The sequence below is a fragment of the Moraxella nonliquefaciens genome (assembly GCF_001679005.1).
Lineage (GTDB): Bacteria > Pseudomonadota > Gammaproteobacteria > Pseudomonadales > Moraxellaceae > Moraxella > Moraxella nonliquefaciens.
This window is the reverse complement of sequence record NZ_LXTW01000012.1, coordinates 17,153-37,538: the sequence shown is the minus strand read 5'-3', so window position 1 is coordinate 37,538 and position 20,386 is coordinate 17,153. Positions and strand designations below refer to the sequence as shown.

Annotated in this window: 15 protein-coding genes and 3 pseudogenes; 12 read left to right on the top strand and 6 right to left on the bottom strand. The window is 42.5% G+C overall.

The genetic code is table 11. The annotated features are described in order from the left end of the window. Positions 1-36 precede the first annotated feature (36 nt). The 6 genes and pseudogenes from A7456_RS04325 to A7456_RS04305 form a co-directional block, all read right to left on the bottom strand. A complete protein-coding gene (locus A7456_RS04325) occupies positions 37-2,265 on the bottom strand; it encodes a TonB-dependent receptor domain-containing protein (RefSeq protein ID WP_320158680.1) in 2,229 nt (742 codons plus the stop codon). A 326-nt stretch (positions 2,266-2,591) separates the two neighbouring features. Continuing rightward, a complete protein-coding gene (locus A7456_RS04320; RefSeq protein ID WP_067008584.1) occupies positions 2,592-3,767 on the bottom strand; it encodes a dihydroorotase in 1,176 nt (391 codons plus the stop codon). Positions 3,768-3,815: 48 nt separating this feature from the next. Beyond that, positions 3,816-4,067 (bottom strand): annotated as a pseudogene (locus A7456_RS12085) (tetratricopeptide repeat protein); the annotation flags it as partial. 15 nt (positions 4,068-4,082) lie between these two features. Then, positions 4,083-4,937, bottom strand: a pseudogene (locus A7456_RS04315) (SEL1-like repeat protein); the annotation flags it as partial. A 44-nt stretch (positions 4,938-4,981) separates the two neighbouring features. Continuing rightward, positions 4,982-6,001, bottom strand: a complete 1,020-nt coding sequence (locus A7456_RS04310) for an aspartate carbamoyltransferase catalytic subunit (protein WP_067007937.1) — start codon at positions 5,999-6,001, stop codon at positions 4,982-4,984. Between the two features lie 286 nt (positions 6,002-6,287). Beyond that, the gene (locus A7456_RS04305) at positions 6,288-7,349 is read right to left on the bottom strand and encodes an enoyl-CoA hydratase/isomerase family protein (RefSeq protein ID WP_067007934.1); all 1,062 of its coding nucleotides are present in this window, start codon (positions 7,347-7,349) and stop codon (positions 6,288-6,290) included. 167 nt (positions 7,350-7,516) lie between these two features. Between A7456_RS04305 and yaaA the strand changes: the two genes are divergently transcribed. From yaaA to A7456_RS04245, 12 genes and pseudogenes are all read left to right on the top strand, one after another. Next, entirely contained in the window at positions 7,517-8,299 is a 783-nt protein-coding gene (gene yaaA, locus A7456_RS04300) for a peroxide stress protein YaaA (protein WP_067007931.1), read from the top strand. A 127-nt stretch (positions 8,300-8,426) separates the two neighbouring features. Then, a pseudogene (locus A7456_RS04295) lies at positions 8,427-9,906 on the top strand (TolC family protein). A 46-nt stretch (positions 9,907-9,952) separates the two neighbouring features. Next, a complete protein-coding gene (locus A7456_RS04290; RefSeq protein WP_067007928.1) occupies positions 9,953-11,116 on the top strand; it encodes an HlyD family secretion protein in 1,164 nt (387 codons plus the stop codon). Positions 11,117-11,143: 27 nt separating this feature from the next. Further along, positions 11,144-12,322, top strand: a complete 1,179-nt coding sequence (locus A7456_RS04285) for an ABC transporter permease (protein ID WP_064604571.1) — start codon at positions 11,144-11,146, stop codon at positions 12,320-12,322. Further along, on the top strand, positions 12,322-13,464 hold the full coding sequence (locus A7456_RS04280; protein WP_067007925.1) for an ABC transporter permease: 1,143 nt from the start codon (positions 12,322-12,324) through the stop codon (positions 13,462-13,464). Before A7456_RS04285 ends, A7456_RS04280 begins: the two co-directional genes overlap by 1 nt. Before the next feature lie 81 nt (positions 13,465-13,545). Beyond that, on the top strand, positions 13,546-14,604 hold the full coding sequence (recA, locus tag A7456_RS04275) for a recombinase RecA (protein ID WP_066888621.1): 1,059 nt from the start codon (positions 13,546-13,548) through the stop codon (positions 14,602-14,604). 5 nt (positions 14,605-14,609) lie between these two features. Continuing rightward, entirely contained in the window at positions 14,610-15,578 is a 969-nt protein-coding gene (locus A7456_RS04270) for a regulatory protein RecX (protein ID WP_082995439.1), read from the top strand. A 398-nt stretch (positions 15,579-15,976) separates the two neighbouring features. Further along, the gene (locus tag A7456_RS04265; protein WP_082995438.1) at positions 15,977-16,945 is read left to right on the top strand and encodes an adhesin; all 969 of its coding nucleotides are present in this window, start codon (positions 15,977-15,979) and stop codon (positions 16,943-16,945) included. 11 nt (positions 16,946-16,956) lie between these two features. Further along, entirely contained in the window at positions 16,957-18,453 is a 1,497-nt protein-coding gene (locus A7456_RS04260; protein WP_067007923.1) for a MafB family polymorphic toxin, read from the top strand. Between the two features lie 3 nt (positions 18,454-18,456). Beyond that, positions 18,457-18,990 (top strand): ankyrin repeat domain-containing protein, encoded by a 534-nt coding sequence (locus tag A7456_RS04255; protein ID WP_066888393.1) that lies wholly within the window; start codon positions 18,457-18,459, stop codon positions 18,988-18,990. A 174-nt stretch (positions 18,991-19,164) separates the two neighbouring features. Beyond that, positions 19,165-19,464 carry a hypothetical protein gene (locus A7456_RS04250; protein WP_067007920.1) on the top strand — a complete coding sequence of 100 codons (300 nt, stop codon included), beginning with the start codon at positions 19,165-19,167 and terminating at the stop codon, positions 19,462-19,464. Positions 19,465-19,696: 232 nt separating this feature from the next. Then, positions 19,697-20,230: an ankyrin repeat domain-containing protein gene (locus tag A7456_RS04245; protein WP_067007918.1), complete on the top strand. Its 534-nt coding sequence runs from the start codon at positions 19,697-19,699 to the stop codon at positions 20,228-20,230. The last annotated feature ends 156 nt before the right edge of the window (positions 20,231-20,386 follow it).

Sequence of the window (20,386 nt, the reverse complement as noted above, 5' to 3'; positions counted from 1 at the left end):
ACGATATTTTAAAAGTCAGTTGGCTCATCAGCCAAATCAGTAAGTGAAGTTCACGCCAACACGGAAATCACGACCTGCCCCAGGTAGGGTATCTATGGAAGCACGCTGAGTGTGTGGGCGATAGTTTTTATTAAAGACGTTGTTTACCGCAAAGTTCACATTCACCTTATCATTGCCATAAGGCTTCCAGTTGGCATAGATGTCGCTGACATTATAGCCTTTACGGTTAAGAATAGCACCATCTCTTGATTTATCAACTTCACCATTAAGGATAGAGGTCTCTTTGTCTTTTAACCCTTCAACCAACGTGTGTCTCACACCAAGCTCCACGCTTGGATTTGGCAAACGGTAGGCGACATCTGCTGTCCAAGTGCGACCTGTACGCACGGCATATTCAGGGTTGGCTTTAAATTTGACATTGTGCATGGTTGGTTTGCTGTGAGCAACACCAGCACGCGCACGCCACGCCCCATCAGCATAACCTACGCCCAGCTCATAACCGTGGTTGGTCTGATGACCTTGGTTACCAAGATAGGTAATCTGAGCTGTATCATCTTTGGGGTGTTGTACAGCATCAGCAGCAGCTCTGGCATCATTAACACGCTGCCAGAAATAGCTACCAAAGGCGGTATATGGTCCATTATTATAGTTAAAACCAATCTCGGTATTGCGTGCTTTTTCTGCTTTTGCGTTATCAGCAATACTGATCACACCATCACGGAAGCCACGGCTTAGGATGGCATCAGCAAAGCGTGGACTACGAGTAGCATAGATTAGGTTACCGCTGACACTAAGATTAGGATTAACATCATAAATTACCCCAAAGCTTGGGTTGATGTCGGTTTTTCCAACCTTTTTACCGTCCATGGCTTTAAAGTCAAAACGGTCAACACGCACGCCTGTATTGATGGTAAAGTCATTGATTTGGTTAATCGCTTCTAGATAAATGCCAGCATCGGTTTTTTCTTGGTGTTGAAAACCAGGTCTAATACCCCTGGGCGGTACAGCTTCTTGATGGCGATAGTTGATACCATATTTTAATAAAGTATGGTCAACGCCAAATCCTTTTAATAAAAGGTGGTTGAACTCGGTGTCAAAGTTAATATTAGCCCCTTTGGCACTAATATGCATGCTTGATGGGCTATCACCGTTATCATTGATGGTATTAGGTACATCACGAAGAATATAGCTGTTACCTCTATCGCTGGAAGAGTTGCGTCCATGTTCTAACTTATAGACATTGGCAGTAACTTCACTTGCAAAGCCAAGGTTTTTACCTGTCCATTCAAGGTTGGTTAACTTCTGGTAGGTTTCACGCTGAGTTGGGTTGTTCCCAACTAAATTATCCACCAACTTACCATTGGCATCAACCACATTATACTTTTTATTATCTGGTGTTTTACTGCCAAGTTTGTAACCCTTGCCTGCATACTTTTTATCCAACTCTGCCAAAAGCTCTGCTTTGGTACGTTTTTTCTTATTTTTATCTTCTATGTCTATTGTCAAGACACGATTAGCGAAATCAAATTCTTCACGCACACCACGAATGCCTTTATGTGCTTCATTTAGATGGCTGACCACAAATCGATGATCGCCAGCGGTTAGCCCTGCTTTGACAAGGTAACTGGATTTATCCAAGGCACTTCTTGTAACCACGTCATTGCCCAACAGATTGGTGTATCCTTTACCGCCTTTATAATCACCATCATTTACTTGATTATAAGAGACAAGGGCATCTACCTGACCAAATCCTGTCTGTGCTTTACCAAAGGCACTGCCATGATAAGAATGACCTTTGTTGGTTGATAAGCCTGCACCAACTTTAAAGCCATAATCTTTGTCGCTGTTTCTTAAAAGCTCATCAGCATCTAAGGTTTTGGTAACAATCGCACCATTGGTTGCCCCAATGCCTGCACTGGCAAAGCCTGCCCCTTTTTGTACCGAAACGACTTTGACCATCTGGGGGTCTAGCATAAAGCGACCTTGGTGATAGTGTAATTGACCATCTTGATAAGCGTTGTCAATTTTTAGGTCAATGGCATTATGACCCATGCCACGAATGCTGACAAATTGAGAAGTACCATTACCACCACCAAAACCGATGGCAGGTTCATCTTGCAACAGGCTACGCAAATCTGTGGCCGTGCTTTCGTCTTTTTCTCGTAAGGTAACAACATTGGTTTTAATTTTCGCACCTTGGCGGTCAGTGCTAATCACCTCGTGTTCTAGGCGAACCGTCGGCCCCACGTTCGTGGTATTTGCCATGGCAACGGTCGCTGTCATCGTGCCAATGACGGCAAAGGTCAAATGGCGTAGTGCAAAGGTCTTTTGTGTCATAAAATCACCATAAGTATCAAAAAGGAGTGAGACTCACATCGTGCATCAGTGTGTGAGCATCAGCGTTGGTAAGAGACTGGTAATAATATTAACACGATTATTTTAAAAAGTAAATAATATTTCTTATTATTTGTATAATTAATATTATTTAATAACAGGACTTTTTTAAGACATGATGACAAATAGAAAAGCTCGCATCTTGCAAGCCTTATGGATTGATTGGAGAATGCTTGTCTGATGTTGGCATCTTATCATCAACCATTCATACAGTCGTCAAAAAATGTCTGAACAACTTTCCCCATCAACGTCTGCCCCAAAAATGGCGTGTTCTTGCCTGCTGAGAGCATGGTGTCTTTGGTTACCGTCCATGCTTGATTTGGGTCAATGAGTACCGCCCCGCCAATGTGCTCATAATCTGTAATGCCTGCGATTTTGGCAGGATTTAGGCATATTTTTTCTACCAACTGCTCAGTACTTAACACGCCATCTGCCACCAGTTTCACCCCCAATGACACAAAAGTATCAAAGTTACTAATCCCTGCTTGGCATTGGGCAAAGGGAGCTTGTTTGGCACTGCTTGACAGTGGTTCATGATGAGAACAGATGGCGTCAATCGTACCGTCTTGAAGACCCTTGATAAGAGCTTTTTGGTCGGTGTTACTACGCAAAGGGGGCAACACATAAGCATGGGCGTTATAACCCTCAATGTCATCATCGGTCAGGTGCAACTGGTGCATGGCAACATCACAGGTAATGGGCAGACCCTTTTGTTTGGCATGACGGATTAGCTCTACCGAGGTGCGACAAGTGATTTGGCTAAAATGTGCATGAATGCCTGTCTCTTCGGTCATCAAAATTTGCTTGGATAATGCGATGGTCTCAGCCAACCACGGAATGCCTTGCAATCCATGAAAAGAAGCAATGTAGCCATCGTGAGCCACACCCCCTGCCGATAAACTGGGTTCATCAGGGTAGAAGAAGACTTTGATGTCAAAGGTCGCTGCATATTCTAAACAGCGTAACAATACCAAATCACTCTCAAAACCTGCCGCTGTATTGCTCACACCGATAGCACCGCCTTGTTTTAGTCCTGCCAAATTGGCAGGTTGTTTGCCCTCCAAGCCTGCACTCAATGCCCCCAAAACATGCAAGTAAATGCCACCGTCTGTCCATGCTTTTTGTTTGAGACCCTTTAACAAAGAGCCGTTTTCTAGCACAGGGTTGGTATCAGGTGGCATCACCACATGCAAAAAGCCATTTTGGCGTGCCGCTCGCCCCTCGCTTGCCAGTGTGCCGTGCGACTGATGCCCCGGTTCTCGCAATCTGGCACACAGATCAACAAGGGGCGGTAATAGCCATTTGCCATCTGTGCTTATGCCTTTGAGTTGGGCGGTGTCAAATTGCCAGTTGGGGGGAAGTAGGTTTTTCATCGCATTCTCTTGATTTGCTTGATTTGGGATATGGGGCATCATCAGTATCTAATAGCCTTGTTCGTTTAGTATTCGGTAGTGATCACAGCCTGACTGATATCCATTATCACAGGCTTGACCAAAGTAGCGTTTGGCGGTGCTTTTATTTTGGCTCACACCTTGACCATTGTAATACATCGCGCCCAGATTAGATTGAGCCTCTGCAAACCCTTGATGGGCGGCGTTGGTGTACCATTCCACTGCCCTTTGATAATCTTGGCGTACGCCCAGGCCTTTTTCATACATCCACCCCAGATCATTTTGAGCCTGTGCAAACCCTTGATGGGCGGCGTTGGTGTACCATTCCACTGCCCTTTGATAATCTTGGCGCACTCCTTGACCATTGTAATACATCAAGCCCAGATTATATTGGGCTGCTGCATCACCTTGATGGGCAGCTTTGGTGTACCATTCATGTGCCTTTTGATAATCTTGGCGTACGCCTTGACCTTTGTCATACATCACACCCAGATTAGATTGGGCTTTTGCATTGCCTTGACCTGCGGCTTTGGTGTACCATTCAATCGCTTTATGATAATCTTGGCTCACGCCATGGCCATTCTCATATATCCACCCCAGATTATTTTGAGCATCTGCATACCCTTGATTGGCAGCTTTGGTGAACCATTCCACCGCTTTGTGATAATCTTGGCGTTCGCCTTCACCGCTGTAATACATCAGCCCCAGATTATATTGGGCTGCTGCATACCCTTGACCTGCGGCTTTGGTGATCCATTCAATCGCCTTTTGATAATCTTGGCGGACGCCATAACCATTGTCATACATCACGCCCAGATTAAATTGAGCAACTGCATACCCTTGCTGGGCGGCTTTGGTGTACCATTCCACCGCCTTTTGATCATCTTGGTGTACGCCTTTACCGAATTCATACATCACGCCCATATTAAATTGAGCATCTGCATCACCTTGATGGGCAGCTTTGGTGTACCATTCAAATGCTTTGGCATGGTTACCTTGCTCATAATACTCATAAGCCAAATCAACCTGAGCCTCTGTATCACCATTTTGGGCTTGGCGTGTCAAAGTTGCCATATCCGCCGTCGCCATATCCGCCGACACCGATACCGACAACAACACACCCATGGCTAACGCTGTGAATTTTGTTAACATGACTTTATCCTTATAAAAAATAAAATAAAAAATAAAAATCCATCTTAGTTGTAAGCTTTAAAATCACCTGCTTGTCGTTGTCCTGCCATCGCCAATGCCAATACCGCCATACGCACCGCAATGCCGTTATTGACTTGTTTTAAAATCACCGACTGACTGCCGTCTGCCACGCTTGATGCAATCTCCACACCACGGTTCATAGGCCCTGGGTGCATGACCAATGCATTGGGCTTGGCAAGGGCTACACGAGCCTCGGTGATGCCATACATTTTAAAATATTCAGAAGTTGATGGCAAAAGTGGTGAGCCGATGCGTTCATTTTGGATACGCAGACCGATGATGACATCAGCATCCGCCACGCCTTTATCAATGTCATCAAATACTAAGACGCCATAGCGTTCTATGCCTTTTGGTAACAAAGTCTTGGGGGCGATGACACGAATATCACGCACCCCCAAAGTCGTCAAAGCCGAAATGTCCGAACGAGCCACACGGCTGTGCTTGATGTCGCCAACAATCGCCACAGAAAGTTCATCAAAGGGCTTATCTGCTTCACGGTAAATGGTGAGCATGTCAAGCATCGCTTGCGTGGGGTGGGCGTGCCAGCCGTCGCCTGCGTTGATGATGGCAACATTGGGCGTAACCTCGGTCGCCATATAATGGGCCGCCCCACTGGCAGAATGACGCACCACAAACATATCAGCACTCATCGCCTCCAAATTCCAAAGGGTATCACGCAAAGTCTCGCCTTTGTTGGTGCTTGAACGGGCGATGTCAAGGTTTAGCACATTAGCACCCAACCGTTTTTGGGCAGCCTCAAAGGTGGTGCGTGTGCGTGTGGAATTTTCAAAAAACAAATTCATCACCGTCTTGCCTGACAGCTCATCGGTGTTAATGAGCCTGCCATCTTCATCAAAATAGCCCATCGCCTTATCAATGATACTTTCAAGCTGGCTTTTATTTAACCCCTCCACACCGATAAAATGGCGGATGCCAGTATCATCATTGGGGATAAGCTGTGGACGGACAAGGGTTTGATTTAGGCGGGCGGTGGTGGCGGTCATAGGTTTTCCTTGGGTGCATGCTTGTGATGCGTGCTTATGCCGTGGCAAAATAAAAACAAATTAAGACATTTTAACAAATTTTGGTAGATTTGGAAATGGTTCTTGATGATATTTGGCGAACAATCAAGCAAAAATATGCAAAACACACAGATGAGATGTTGGTTTGGTTGATTTATTTTGTCGTTTAAATTTATTTTGTCGTTTAATCAATTCATATCCAAAAAACAAAACCAAAACCAACGTCATTGGTGCATGACATTAGAACAGCTTTTATTGCCTAAATTGATTAGCCAAAAAACTCATCAATATATCCCACAGGCATATCGGCAAGCGTATGTCGCCATTTGGGGCTTTTGTCTTTATCAATAAGTAATGCCCGCACCCCTTCTTGAAAATCGCCGTGATTGACACAATGTGTCGCCACGACCGTTTCCAAATCAAATATTTGTTTTAAAGAAAAATCTTTTTTGGTTGTTTTTAAATCATGATAGATTTTAAAGGTAATCGCTTTTGTGGTATCTGAACCATGTCTATAAATGTCTATGGCGGATTTGATAAAGTCATTATCGCCATCATAAGCCATTAGGGCTTTATCAATATCCATCAAATCACCTACATTCATCAGATGATTAATCTCATCAAATGCCTTTGACAATTCACTCTCACCCAATATGGATGTATCATGAGAGTCATTTAAACAGGCGGATAATAAATGGTGGTTGCTTCTATCATCTTTAAAGTCAATTTGGCAAATAAGACCGATGAGCTCATCAAATCTGTCATGACCGATGGCAAAGTCTGCCAAACCAAATGCCCAAGCATCCGCCCCTGTAAATCTTGCCCCTGTCAGTGCCAAAAATAGCCCAATCTTGCCCAGCAGATGATTTAAAAAGTAGGACGCCCCAGCATCAGCAAACAACCCAATAGAGACCTCAGGCATTGCCATGCGTGTGGTGGGCGTAACAACTTTATGACTTGATGCCATAAAAAGCCCCATACCACCCCCCATGACAATCCCATGCCCCCATACCATGATGGGCTTAGGATAGGTGTGCATGGCATGCATGAGTCCATATTCGTGCGTAAAAAAGTCGTGAGCAGTTGTCTTGTTCGTCTTGCCATAGAGTGCCTTGATGTCACCACCTGCACACAATCCTTTATCGCCTGCACCATGTAGCACTACAACCGCCACACTGTCATCGTTCATCCATGTATCTAGGTACGTGCGTATGGTTTTGACCATGCCTAGGTCTTGGGCATTTAGGGCTTTGGGGTTGTTTAGTGTGATGATACCAATACGCCTAGCATTGGTGGTTGGGGCTAGGCGTGTCAAAATCGTGTCAGTCATGATAAATTCCTTTTAGTGTGATTAAGATAGACAATTAAGGGTTTTTAAAGTGATTGATTTTAATATAACAAATTTGAACCATCAAATCAATATTTTAAATTGAAAAATCATTTGAGTTATATTATAATATTTTTACTAACCATTCACTTAGATATTTATAAAGCATCATGTATTGTTTAATATCCCCTGCCAAAAAACTGGATGAAAAAACCGCCATTCCCTTTAATGTAGATAACCATTTAAGCGAACCTGTACTTATCAATCACGTTATAGAATTAATGAAAACCCTAAAAAATAAAGACGTGATAGACCTACAAGAACTCATGGGTGTATCTGCAAAAATCGCTGAATTAAATGTCGTGCGTAACCAAAACTGGACTTATCCTTTTGATGACAATAAAAAGCCTGCCATTTATCTGTTTGATGGCGATGCTTATACAGGGCTTGATGCTTATTCATTAAATACCGACGAGATTTTATATCTAAATCAACATTTGGGGATTTTATCAGGGTTATATGGCATTTTAAAGCCATTGGATAATATGCTACCTTATCGCCTAGAAATGGGCGTGAAATTAAAAACAGCCCATGCCGATGATTTATACAGCTATTGGGGTGATGAGATTACCGATGTGATAAATGATAATATCGAAAATAGCGGTTCTGATGTGCTGATAAATCTTGCATCGGGTGAATATTTTAAAGCAGTCAATACCTCAAAAATCAAGGCGGATATTATCACACCTAAATTCTTAGACCAAAAAAACGGACAGTATAAAATTATAAGTTTCTACGCCAAAAAAGCTCGTGGCATGATGATGAATTTTTGTGCAAAAAATCGCATTACAGACCCCAATGACTTAAAATACTTTGATATGGACGGTTATTATTTTGATGAAAAAGCCAGTGGTCATGATGAATGGATATTTAAAAGAGATGAGCAGATTTAGGCGTTATTTACCCACCAATTTACCCGCCATCCATTACTTAAATATATCCCACTCATCAATCAACATAAAGCATAACTAACAACAAAAATCAACTTAAAATAAATACCTGATGGTTATTAAATGATGGATTTTTGGTATTGCCAATTACAATCAGCCTTGTTATGATAGGATTTTAAAGTTTTGTTTATTTTTCAACCATGAAAATGCCCTATTTTTTGCTTTTGGGATTATTGTTAGTACAGCAGGCCGATGCTGATTATAGCTTGCTTGATGCCCAAAAACAGCTCATGAGCAGCAGCCCTGCCATCCAAGCAAGTCATGCCTTGTATCAAGCTGATGTCTTACAAGCAGAATCGTTACAAAAATTACACTATCCTAGGATATCGCTCAATGCACACGCCTTTGCACTACAACAAAACAGCAGTATACCCCTAGATAATATCAAAGAGCAGACCGCCCAGCACATTAACACCCATTTTGACCATCGCTTTGGCAATGCACCCGATGGTCTGTTAGATGCTTTGCATGACAGCACCCAAACCGCCCTTGACCGCCTGCCTGACCATCAAGATGTCAAGCTACGCCATGATGGCATTACCCCAAACATTACCGCCACGATGCCCATCTATACAGGTGGCCTAATCAGCAGCAGCAAAAATATCGCCAATCTACAAGCACAGCGTGGTAAATTTGGATTACAAGAACGCATCTCTTTGGCAAAACTTAATTTAATTCGCCATTATTTTAATGTGCAATTACAAAAGCAGCTGACCGACACACAACAAAACACGCTTAGTGCCATGCAGCTACATGTAGATAATGCTTATAAATTAGAACAGCAAGGTTTTATCAGTCGTGGACAGCGTATGCAATTTGAAGTGGCACGCAATCAGGTACAAAGACTGTATCAAAGCACCCAAAATCAGCACCAAAACAGCATTTATGAGCTTGCCGTTTTGCTTGGTTTGCCCCACATTGAACCGCTAAGCACACCGCTGTTTATCAACACCCAGCATCGCCCCAATTGGCAAGCATTACTCAAAGACTCCCAAAATACGCCATTAAATCAAAAGCTAAAAACCGACATTTTGCTTGCCGATGAAAATATCGCCCTAAGACAATCCACCAAAAAACCAAAAATTGCCGCTGTGGCTCGTTATACCTTAGATGATAAGCCTGATTGGTTTGCAGGTGTGGCGGTTCAGTATAACCTATTCTTGGGCATTGACCGTGATAAGCAGATTGAGGCAGCACACCTACAAAAACAAGCAGCCAAATTAGGTCATGAACAAGTCAATGAGCACATCACAACCACCATGCACACCGCTTATGGCGAGATGGTGCTGGCACAAAAAACCCACGCCCTACTACAACAAAATCATCAAGCCGCCAAAGAAAATTTGCGTATCCAGACGCTGTCTTTTCAAGAAGGGTTCGGAACAGTATCAGGCGTGGTTGATGCCCAAAGTGCTTTATCACAGATTGACAGCGAAACCGCTCTAAATGCGTATCGCTACCTTTTGGCATTGGCGACGCTCTTGCATCACACAGGGACAATTGATGACTTTGATGATTATTTGTCTTTGGATGATGCTCATAAATTGTGATTGATAACGCTCATACTTAACCCCAACCATTTGACAGCCCAAAACCATGACTGATAAGACCGACGATGTTAAGCCAGATACCGATGGCAACCATTCAAAAAAACAAAAACCCCACACACAAGCCAAATCAAAGCCCAGACCTTTGGCGTTATTCTTATTATTGGCACTCATTGGCAGTGTGCTTTTGGTGATTATTTTTGGTTTGATACAAAGCTATGGCACACCGCAAAACTTGCCAACAGCTAACGCCATTGGTAGCACAAATGAGCCGCCAAAGGGGGTGATTGCTCATGTCAGACAAAAGATTACCAGGCCTGCCACATTTAGCATTCAAGGGCGTGTGGAGGGTGAAACGGTGAACATCAGCACCAAACTGCCCAGTCGTGTTGCTGCCATTTATGTCAAAGAGGGTCAAGCTGTCAGGGCAGGTGAGCCTTTGGTTCAGCTTATCAGTCCTGAAATTGACGCCAAAAAACAGCAAGCCGCTGCCATGTTACAATCAGCCCTTGCCTTTCAGTCATCCACAGACCGTGGCACAAGACAAGAAAATGTAGACACCCTGTACGCCAATTGGCAAAGTGCCAAAGCTCAGGCAACGCTGGCAGAGGAGAGCTATCGCCGTGGTGAGTATTTGTATCAAGAAGGTGTCATATCCCGCCAACGCCGTGATGAGATGAGGGCAGCGAAGCAGTCTTCTGCTCAAATTGCCCAAGCAGCACAGCAGCAGTATCTAAAAGCCGAGCGTGGTCGCACTGATGAATTAAAATCATCCGCCGACGCCCAAGTCCAAATCGCTCGTGCGGCGGTTGCCGAAGCCGATGCCCTAGATGCCGAAACCATGCTCTATGCCCCCATTGATGGCACGGTCTCAAAAATCTACATCCAAAGCAGTGAACTGGTCATGCCAGCGGTGCCTGTGATGAGCCTGCTTGACAACCACCCTACCATTACCATAAGCGTCCAAGAAAATCAATACAGTCATGTCCATGCCCTGCCCAAGCTAACTGGTTTCATCCCTGCACTGAACAAAACCGCCGATTTTAAAATCGTGCATACCGATGATGAGGGAGAGTTTGCCACCATCAAAAATACCAGACAGACAGGCGGTTATGACATTCATAGCTTTAAAACCAAACTTGAACCCATCACCCCCATTGAAGGGTTAAAAGTGGGCATGAGTGTGATATTTGATATCACTGTTTTGCCCTAAATTTTCATCCAAATAAGCCTGATATCCATGATTGTTCGCTTTATTCGTGCTTTTTGCCAAGCATTTTTGCGTGAGCTTAACCGCTTATCATGTAACCGATTTGATTTGGCGATGGTCATGATAGCACCGCTTGTCATCATTGTCTTATTTGGAGCCATGTTTTATCATGGTAAAGCACATCATCTGCCTGTGGCTTTGGTTGATGAGGATAACAGTGAATTAAGCCATTTGATTTATCAGCACATTCATCATAATGAAACCGTTGAAGCCGTCCTAATTTTAGATGATATACAAGATGCTCATCATGCCATCAATCGTTTGGATGTTGGTGGCTACATACACATTCCCAAGGATGCCCAAAATCGTTTGGTGCGTGGTGAAAACACAGGCATTCACATTGCCTACAATCAATCATTTTTTAGCATTGGCAGTGCCATCTCATCTGCCCTATCTAAAAGCACCAAAGGCGGTATTGCCAAATTTATACAAACCAAGCATTTAACTGGTGTCTTACCCCATTTGTCTGGCAACATGCCTCATGTCAAAATATCGGTGCTGTTTAACCCCAATTTAAGCTATGAATTCTTTTTAGAGCCGTTTTTGGTCGCTGCGGTGTTGCATTTATTACTGTGCTGTTTGGTTGCCCACGCCATTGGACAAGAATTTCATGAACACAGCGTATATGAATGGTTATATCATTCACCTTTTGGGGCGTTGTTTGGTAAAATAAGCGTGTATGTGCTGATAATCAGCCTTTGGCATGGGCTATGGCAGGCGTGGCTTATTGGGGTGCGTGGCTGGTTTGTGGCAGGGTCGTTATTTGTACTGATTATCGGTCAACTGTTGTTTTATCTTGCTTATGCCTTATTTGGGGCGATGGTGGTGCTTAAAACTCAAAACATCAATAAAAGCTATGGCATTTTGGCGGTCTATGGCGGTTCATCGATGAGTTTTGCAGGGGTTACTCTACCACTAAATAACGCCTCAGGCTTTACCCAATTTTGGTCGCAGATTATCCCCTTTACCCCCTTTGCCCGTCTACAAGTTGAACAGTGGGTGATTGGCAGTCCATTTATCATCACCCTAGCACACCTTAACTCTTTGCTGATATTTGTGCTAATTTTTGCCATCGGTAGCCTATTACTGCTTAGACGCATCAAAAAGACCTTAATAGCCATGCCAAATACACCCAAGGATGACAGTTGATGAGACGATTTATCAAACAATATCTGACCATCTGGCTGGATATCATCAAAGACAGGTCTATTTTTTTGACCATGGTGCTGTCGGTGGTGTTTTATGGTTTTTTTTATCCATTTGCCTATCAAGCCCAGCGTCCTGCCGATTTGCCCATTGTCATTGTTGATGAAGAGCAAAGCCCGCTCACCCAAGCCATCATCCACACCACAAGCCATACGCCCAACATACATGTTTTGGCGGTTGTGAGTGATTTTAGGCAAGCTCAAATGCTGGTACAATCAGCAAAGGCAGATGGGATTTTATTGCTGCCTGACAATCTTAGCCAAAGCATTCATCATGGTCAAACAGGCGGGGTTGGGCTGTATCTGAGCTCGGCGTATTTTTTGCGTACACAAAATATCGGTGCAGGTCTGGTATCATCATTACAAGCAACCATCATCCAAGAGTTAGGACAAGTCACCCAAACTAGACATAAGCCCATGCCAGAGCTTATCCATCAATCAGCATTATTTAACCCTTTATCAGGATATGGCAGCTATATTTTTCCTGCTGTTGCTCCCATCATCGTCTACCAAACCATCGTGCTAGGTCTTGCCATGCTTGTGGCAGGTTATCGTCAAAGGTTATGGCGTGCCAGTGCTTGTGATTTTTTGGCAATTTATGCGGTGGCACTGACCATTGGCTGTTTGTCGTGTTTTTATTTATTTGGTTTTGTATTTTGGTGGCATGATTATCCTAGGGGTGGTAACTTTTGGGGGATGATGCTCGGTGTCCCCATCTTTGTCAGCTGTGCCATTGGGGTGGCTTTATTAATCGCATCATGGGTAGCTGATGGTGCTAAGGTGGGTGTGTTGCTCATTTTTAGCTCTGTGCCATTATTTATGCTAACAGGGCTTGCTTATCCACTGATGGCAATGCCCAAATTTTTACAACCATTAGCCAATGCCCTGCCAACCACACAAGGCGTACAAATGTTCGTTCAGCTCAATCAGATGGGCGTACCCATTCAAGATGTTTGGCAAAAGATGGCATATTTGGCAAGTGTGGCGGTGCTTTGTTTGGGGGTGGCGTTTTGGCGGTTGCAGTATACTGCTAATGGTGTGGGTAAAGTGCAAAAATTACCGCCATTTTTTTCAAAAAAGTGCTAAAATAGGCACAATCCATCATGTTAATTTTATACAAAAAAGGTAATTCTCATGGCAAAAGCACCCAAAGAAAAAGACGATAATATTGAAGGTAATAAAGAAAAAGCATTACAAATGGCTTTGGCTCAGATTGAAAAGGCGTTTGGTAAAAACACCATCATGAATTTGGGTGATGAGTCTGTTAAGGCAGATGTAGAGACCATCTCCACAGGCTCGCTTGGGCTTGATATTGCTCTAGGGATTGGCGGTCTGCCAAAGGGGCGTATTGTTGAGATTTTTGGCCCTGAAAGCTCGGGCAAAACCACGCTGACCTTACAGACCATTGCCGAATGCCAAAAACAAGGCGGAAAATGTGCATTTATTGATGCAGAACATGCCCTAGACCCCATTTATGCCAAAAAACTGGGCGTGAATCTAAGTGAACTTATGGTGTCTCAGCCTGACAATGGTGAACAAGCCCTTGAAATCGTGGACATGCTTGTACGCTCTGGGGCGGTGGATTTGATTGTTGTGGACTCAGTTGCCGCCTTAACCCCAAAAGCTGAGATTGAAGGTGAGATGGGTGACAGCCACATGGGTCTACAAGCACGCCTCATGAGTCAAGCCTTACGTAAAATCACCGGTAACGCCAAACGCTCTAACTGCATGGTGATTTTTATCAACCAAATCCGCATGAAAATTGGGGTTATGTTCGGCTCTCCTGAAACCACAACAGGTGGTAACGCATTGAAGTTTTATGCGTCTGTACGCTTAGACATTCGCCGTATCGGCTCGGTCAAGGACAAAGATGAGGTCATCGGTTCTGAAACTCGTGTTAAAGTCATCAAAAACAAAATGGCACCCCCATTTCGCCAAACCGAATTTGACATCATGTATGGCGAGGGCATTAACCGCTTGGGTGAAATTGTGGACATTGGGGCAAGCCTTGATATCATAGGCAAATCAGGAGCGTGGTACAGCTATGAAGGCTCAAAAATCGGTCAAGGTAAAGCCAATGCTTGTCAATTTTTGGCACAAAACACAACCATCGCCCAAGAGGTTGAAGCCAAAATCCGTGAACTCAAACTTGCCAATGTCGTACCAACTGCCCTAGGCGATGATGCTGGTGACGTACCTGAATATGTAGAAGGCATGGATGACTGATTTTTATGGTCAAACCCATAAAAATACAAACCTTAGATGACATCTTAGCAGACATGGGACAACCTGTGTCTGCTAAAACTTTTAATAAAAAGAATGATAACAGTGATAATACGGATAATCAAAATCCTAAAAAAGCCGATAAAACGGACGATAAAAACAGCAACAAACAATCCGATGATAATTTTTTATCTGACAAACCAAAAAATTTAACCAACACCGCCAAACACCCTTTTAAAAAATCTAAAAAAATAGTTAAAAACACCCAAAATTCCAACTCCCAAACCGATACGCCAACACCCACACGCAAACGCAAATCCCAAACAAGCGACAACAAACCGTCTGCGGTAGATTTATTATTAAAAGACGATGGCCAAACGGTGCTTGATGATAATTCTTTAAAATTATTAAGCCAAGTGGAGATTGAAAAATTACACATTCCTGATAGAGAAACTCGCTATTTGCGTTGGCTTGCTTTTTATTATTTATCCAAAAAAGAGCTATCCCGCCATGAGCTAAAAACCAAACTCATCGCCAAAGACTGCGACCCACAGGCGGTAGATGAACTGCTTGATGAGTTTGCCCAAAAGGGGTATCAATCAGACACACGCTTTGCCACCATGCTTGTGCGTGAAACGGTACGTAAAGGGCGTGGTGTGCGGTATCTGACGGACAGCCTAAAAAAAGCAGGGCTTGACGTCAAAGATTTTGGTGGTATGGACGAACTGATTGCCATGAGTGATGTGGACAGCGTGGCAGATGGTACGATTTTGGACGATGATAACAAGGGTGATGACAGGGACGATGAGATAAACTGGTTAAAACTTGCCGTAGAAGCTCGCTGTAAAAAATATGGCAATACCATCCCCAAAGACCCAAAAGAAAAAGCCCGTCAACTAAGATTTTTACAGTATCGAGGCTTTGATGCGGATATTTGTTTTGATGCGTTAAAGATGGATTTGGGTGATTTTGAGTAAAATACTCACGAGCTTTTAAAACCGCAAGCAGTATCAAACGTTGCTCCACTTCGCTAAGGCGGTGGCTTGCTTCAATCAACGCATTATCTTTAACGACTAAATTTCATCTTTAACAACCAAATTTCCCATGATAACACACCTAAAATTATTTATAGATATTTTAAAAAATATCTATAAATAGTCAAATATTTTTTTATCAATTTTTGGTGCATAAACGCCTACTTATCTTCTCTACAACCTTTTATTTTCAATGCTTTCAGCGTGCTAAAAAACTTTAAAAACTTTAAAAAACAAAAAAACGCTCCACTTCGTTTCGCTTTTTTCTGGTCTTATTTTTATCGCTTAATCATGGTTTTTGTGGTATAATCGTTTACTCATTTTGTTTTAGATGAATAACAATGAAAAACGCACTCTTAGCTACTTTGCTGTTTGTTGGTACAGTTGGATTAACTGCTTGTGGAACTTTGACTGGAATTCCCAGCCATGGCGGTGGCAAGCGTTTTGCCGTAGAGCAAGAACTGGTTGCTGCTTCTGCTCGTGCTGCAGCTAAAGAAATGAATTTATCTGCATTACAAGGTCGCAAGGTCGCTTTGTATATTTCTACAATGGGCGATCAAGGCTCTGGCAACATATCAGGAGGTAGGTATTCCATTGATGCTTTGATTCGTGGAGAGTACTTAAACACGCCAAGTAGTATTACAGATTATAGCTACCCTAGTTACACAACCACTGCCAACACAAACGCAGGTACAATCAATAGCACCACCATATCACAATCTATTTTAAATGCCCCAAGTCAGTCTATAAATCACACCAAGGGAGAAAATGGACAAGGTCGCATTGGTGTTGCAACACAAGGACTTGGTGATTATCGTAATGAAACCTTGATAAGCAATCCAAGAGATGTATCGTTTTTACAAAATCTTATTCAAACTTTGTTCTTTTTACGTGGCATAGAAGTTGTTTCTCCTGAATATGCTGATACGGACGTATTTATTACGGTTGATGTATTTGGCACCATCAGAAGCCGTACCGAGCTTCACATTCACAACAAAGAAACCCTACAAGCAATTACTAAGTTGGAATACTTTGCCGTAGATAGAAGCAATGGCAATATTCTTATTAAGCCTACCACCAGCAGCTTTGAAACCCAATACCAAGAGCAATATGCTTTGTGGATGGGTCCTTACAAAAAGAACAAAACCTTACAAAGAAGTGATGGTTTAATGGTGGATTTTTCCGACATTATGCCCTATAAGTCAGCCCAAACCACAGGCAAGCCAAGTTTTACGCCACAACAAAGTAATGAAGCTACCATCCCAAGCCATGATATTTTGCGTCAAAGCACACAAAACCAAACGCAATAAAGGGAAATTAAATGCACCATCAATTACTTAGATTTGTTTTAGGTGCACTGTTTGCCTTGGTTGCTCTGCTATCTGCACCAGGCATTCATGCTAACAGCCTTGTTAATGACCCCTTCATCCAGCAGCAAATCAATAAACGCAGTTTTGAGCCAGGTGGTGCAAATCATCTGTTTGGTTCTCGTGGAGCTGTGGCTGACCGCAAAGGTGATATTCACATTATTCCAACCGCTAGCATTCAAGCAGGTGGGGTAAATATTGACCAAGCGGTTATCGCAGGGTACTATCAGTACAATGTCAAATTTGGCGGTCATGAGCATGATGAACATTCGCCATTTGCCAACAGTAATTCACAAGATAAAACAAATCAGCAGGCTGTTACAGGGATAGATTTTACTAGCCTGTCTTTAAAGTGGACAGGCACAGAAGTACACCCTGCTGACGCTTATGATGGCGAGCAGGGCAGTGGCTATCCCGCCCCCACAGGGGCAAGAGATGAGTACAGCTATGTGGTTAGTGGTCATGCGATTGGGGCCAGAATTAATCTTGATGACAACCGCAGTACCCAAGACCGCTTAAAAGACCGTAAAAATGCGTGGAATGATGCTCAAAATACGATAACCAACGCCTTTGAACTGGGCTTGACTCACAACCCTAATTTAAACAAAGCTGGCAACGCCACCGAATCGCTGTCGGCACTTGCAATGGGGATTGGAGCCACAACAGGCATTCCTTTTGAATGGCTAGGAGCATCAGATGCCGCAGATGGCATTGCCCTTGCAAAAGACCTTGTCACCTTAGAAGCCATCAGAGCCTTACCACACAATCAAAAATTGCAGGTTGTTCATGGCATAAAAGCCGTTCAGGGCATTCAAAATCAATATGGTCAATGGCGTGCCGCCAATCCAAATGCTGCGGCAGCGGTTAGTGCTGTAGCGGATGTTGCAGGAGCGTCATTCAAAAAAGGTAGTAACTCACAATCAATCGCTGGCGACCGAATAACAGGTCCCCGTGGTGGCAGTGCGACTGATACAGGACACGTTAATACTGACGGTCAGACGATTTATCAAAGAGATAGTGGCAGTCATTACAGTGTAAATCCAAAGACGGGCAGGCAACAGTGGGAGCGTTCGCCCCATTCGTCTGATGGCAAAAGAAGACCAGGCGATGAATATCGAACCCCATCCTTGCGTAAAGGCACAAAAGATGATATTATGGCTAATTATCAAAAAGCATCGAATGGGTACTATAAAAATATTAAAACAGAAGAAATCATTAAAGGTCCAGTAGATATTGGTCATAATTATGGTTGGGAAAATAGACGTTTAAAAAGAGCTGCCAGCGAACTTGGCATGACTCAAAAAGAACTCAATGACTACGTCAATTCAAAACCTGAAAATTTTAGACTTGAAAACAGGTCTCAAAATCGCAGTCATGCCGATGAAAAGCCAGGTAATAATGAGATTGAAGACATTAAACAAGATATGCAAAAATTTCTTAAAGGTGATTAAGCTATGATAGATAAAACTGATATTGGCATTGAAATTATAAATGCTCTTTACGATGGAGATTTGGATAGGGTTGATGAAATAATTTCTGGCGGTATCCGAAGTTTAGATGAAATTACACCAAAAGAAAATTGGAGTTGGCTACATAAAGCTCTGCTAGGTTTTGGTCATACTAAGATGCCATCAAAGAGTGTTAAATATCTGATAGATAAAAATATAGCAATTAACGCCCAAGATGTCTATGGCATGACCCCACTACATTATGCCATGCGTGCAAGTAACGCTGACGCTGCGATTGTTTTATTAGAAGCGGGTGCTGACCCTAATATCCCCAATAGAGACGGTTTACGCCCGTTATCCATGGTTGGATACACCAAAGAGCGATTAGATGTATTGGAATTGATGTTACAAAAAGGCGGTAATGTGCATCACATCATGGGTGATGGAACAGGCAGAACCATTCTTGAAAGCAGAGAACCTGATGAATCTAGCCCACAATGGAAAATTGACATTTATGAGATGATGAAAAGATACGCATAGACAATCAAAAAATTGTATTTTCCGCCATTGAAAAAATAACCTTGGGTAGGTAATGAAATTTCATTATCCACTTTTGTATCAAACATCTTTTCTAAAAGCAAAAAGCAGAGAAGAAATTCGTCAATTCTTGACTGAATATAGAGAGATTAAAAAAATATATTTTCAGAAAACACCATGGATTTTTCATGGGGTGATGGTGTGGGTATTTTTTATTACCCTAATAATCAAGTAAAAGAAATTGAAATTTACTCGCCAAATTCAGCTTTTTATATGCAAGGTGTTGATATTTTTTCTGTTAACTTGGAAAAATTGAAAGATATTTTACATGGCATCAACAAAAAATACAAAATTGATGATGATGGTTTATGTATTGATGATGGTGTGCTAATTTTTTATATGCCTGACTGCCCTAAAAGTGGTGATTTATCAAATATTGAAAGCGTTTTAATTAGAGAACATTGTAACAGTACTTGATGGTAAGCAAACATGTGCTTATAAACTCGCAAACCCTTGCTGCATAAGGCTTACAGCGTGCCTAAAAATCTTTAAAAATATATTAAAAATATAAAAAACACCAAAACCGAAAAAATCACTCTCCAAAGCCCTTACCCTTGTCTTGGCTCCATTTGTCTTTGCCAAAGAATGTAATAATGAGATTGAAGACATTAAACAAGATATGCAAAAATTTCTTAAAGGTGATTAAGCTATGATAGATAAAACTGATATTGGCATTGAAATTATAAATGCTCTTTACGATGGAGATTTGGATAGGGTTGATGAAATAATTTCTGGCGGTATCCGAAGTTTAGATGAAATTACACCAAAAGAAAATTGGAGTTGGCTACATAGAGCTCTGCTAGGTTTTGGTCATACTAAGATGCCATCAAAGAGTGTTAAATATCTGATAGATAAAAATATAGCAATTAACGCCCAAGATGTCTATGGCATGACCCCGCTACATCATGCCATGCGTGCAAGAAATGCTGACGCTGCGATTGTTTTATTGGAGGCGGGTGCTAACCCTAATATCCCCAATAGAGACGGTTTACGCCCGTTATCCATGGTTGGATACACCAAAGAGCGATTAGATGTATTGGAATTGATGTTACAAAAAGGCGGTAATGTGCATCACATCATGGGTGATGGAACAGGCAAAACCATTCTTGAAAGCAAAGAACCTGATGAATCTAGCCCGCAATGGAAAATTGACATTTATGAGATGATGAAAAGATACGCATAGACAATCAAAAAATTGTATTTTCCGCCATTGAAAAAAATAACCTTGGGCAGGTAAGGCTAAGATTTGTTTCATTGCAAAATCAAGAACACGTCTTTTAAAATCTTTAATTTCTTTGTATTCAGTAGGAGCAACCCAAAGCGAAAACGCAACTCATCA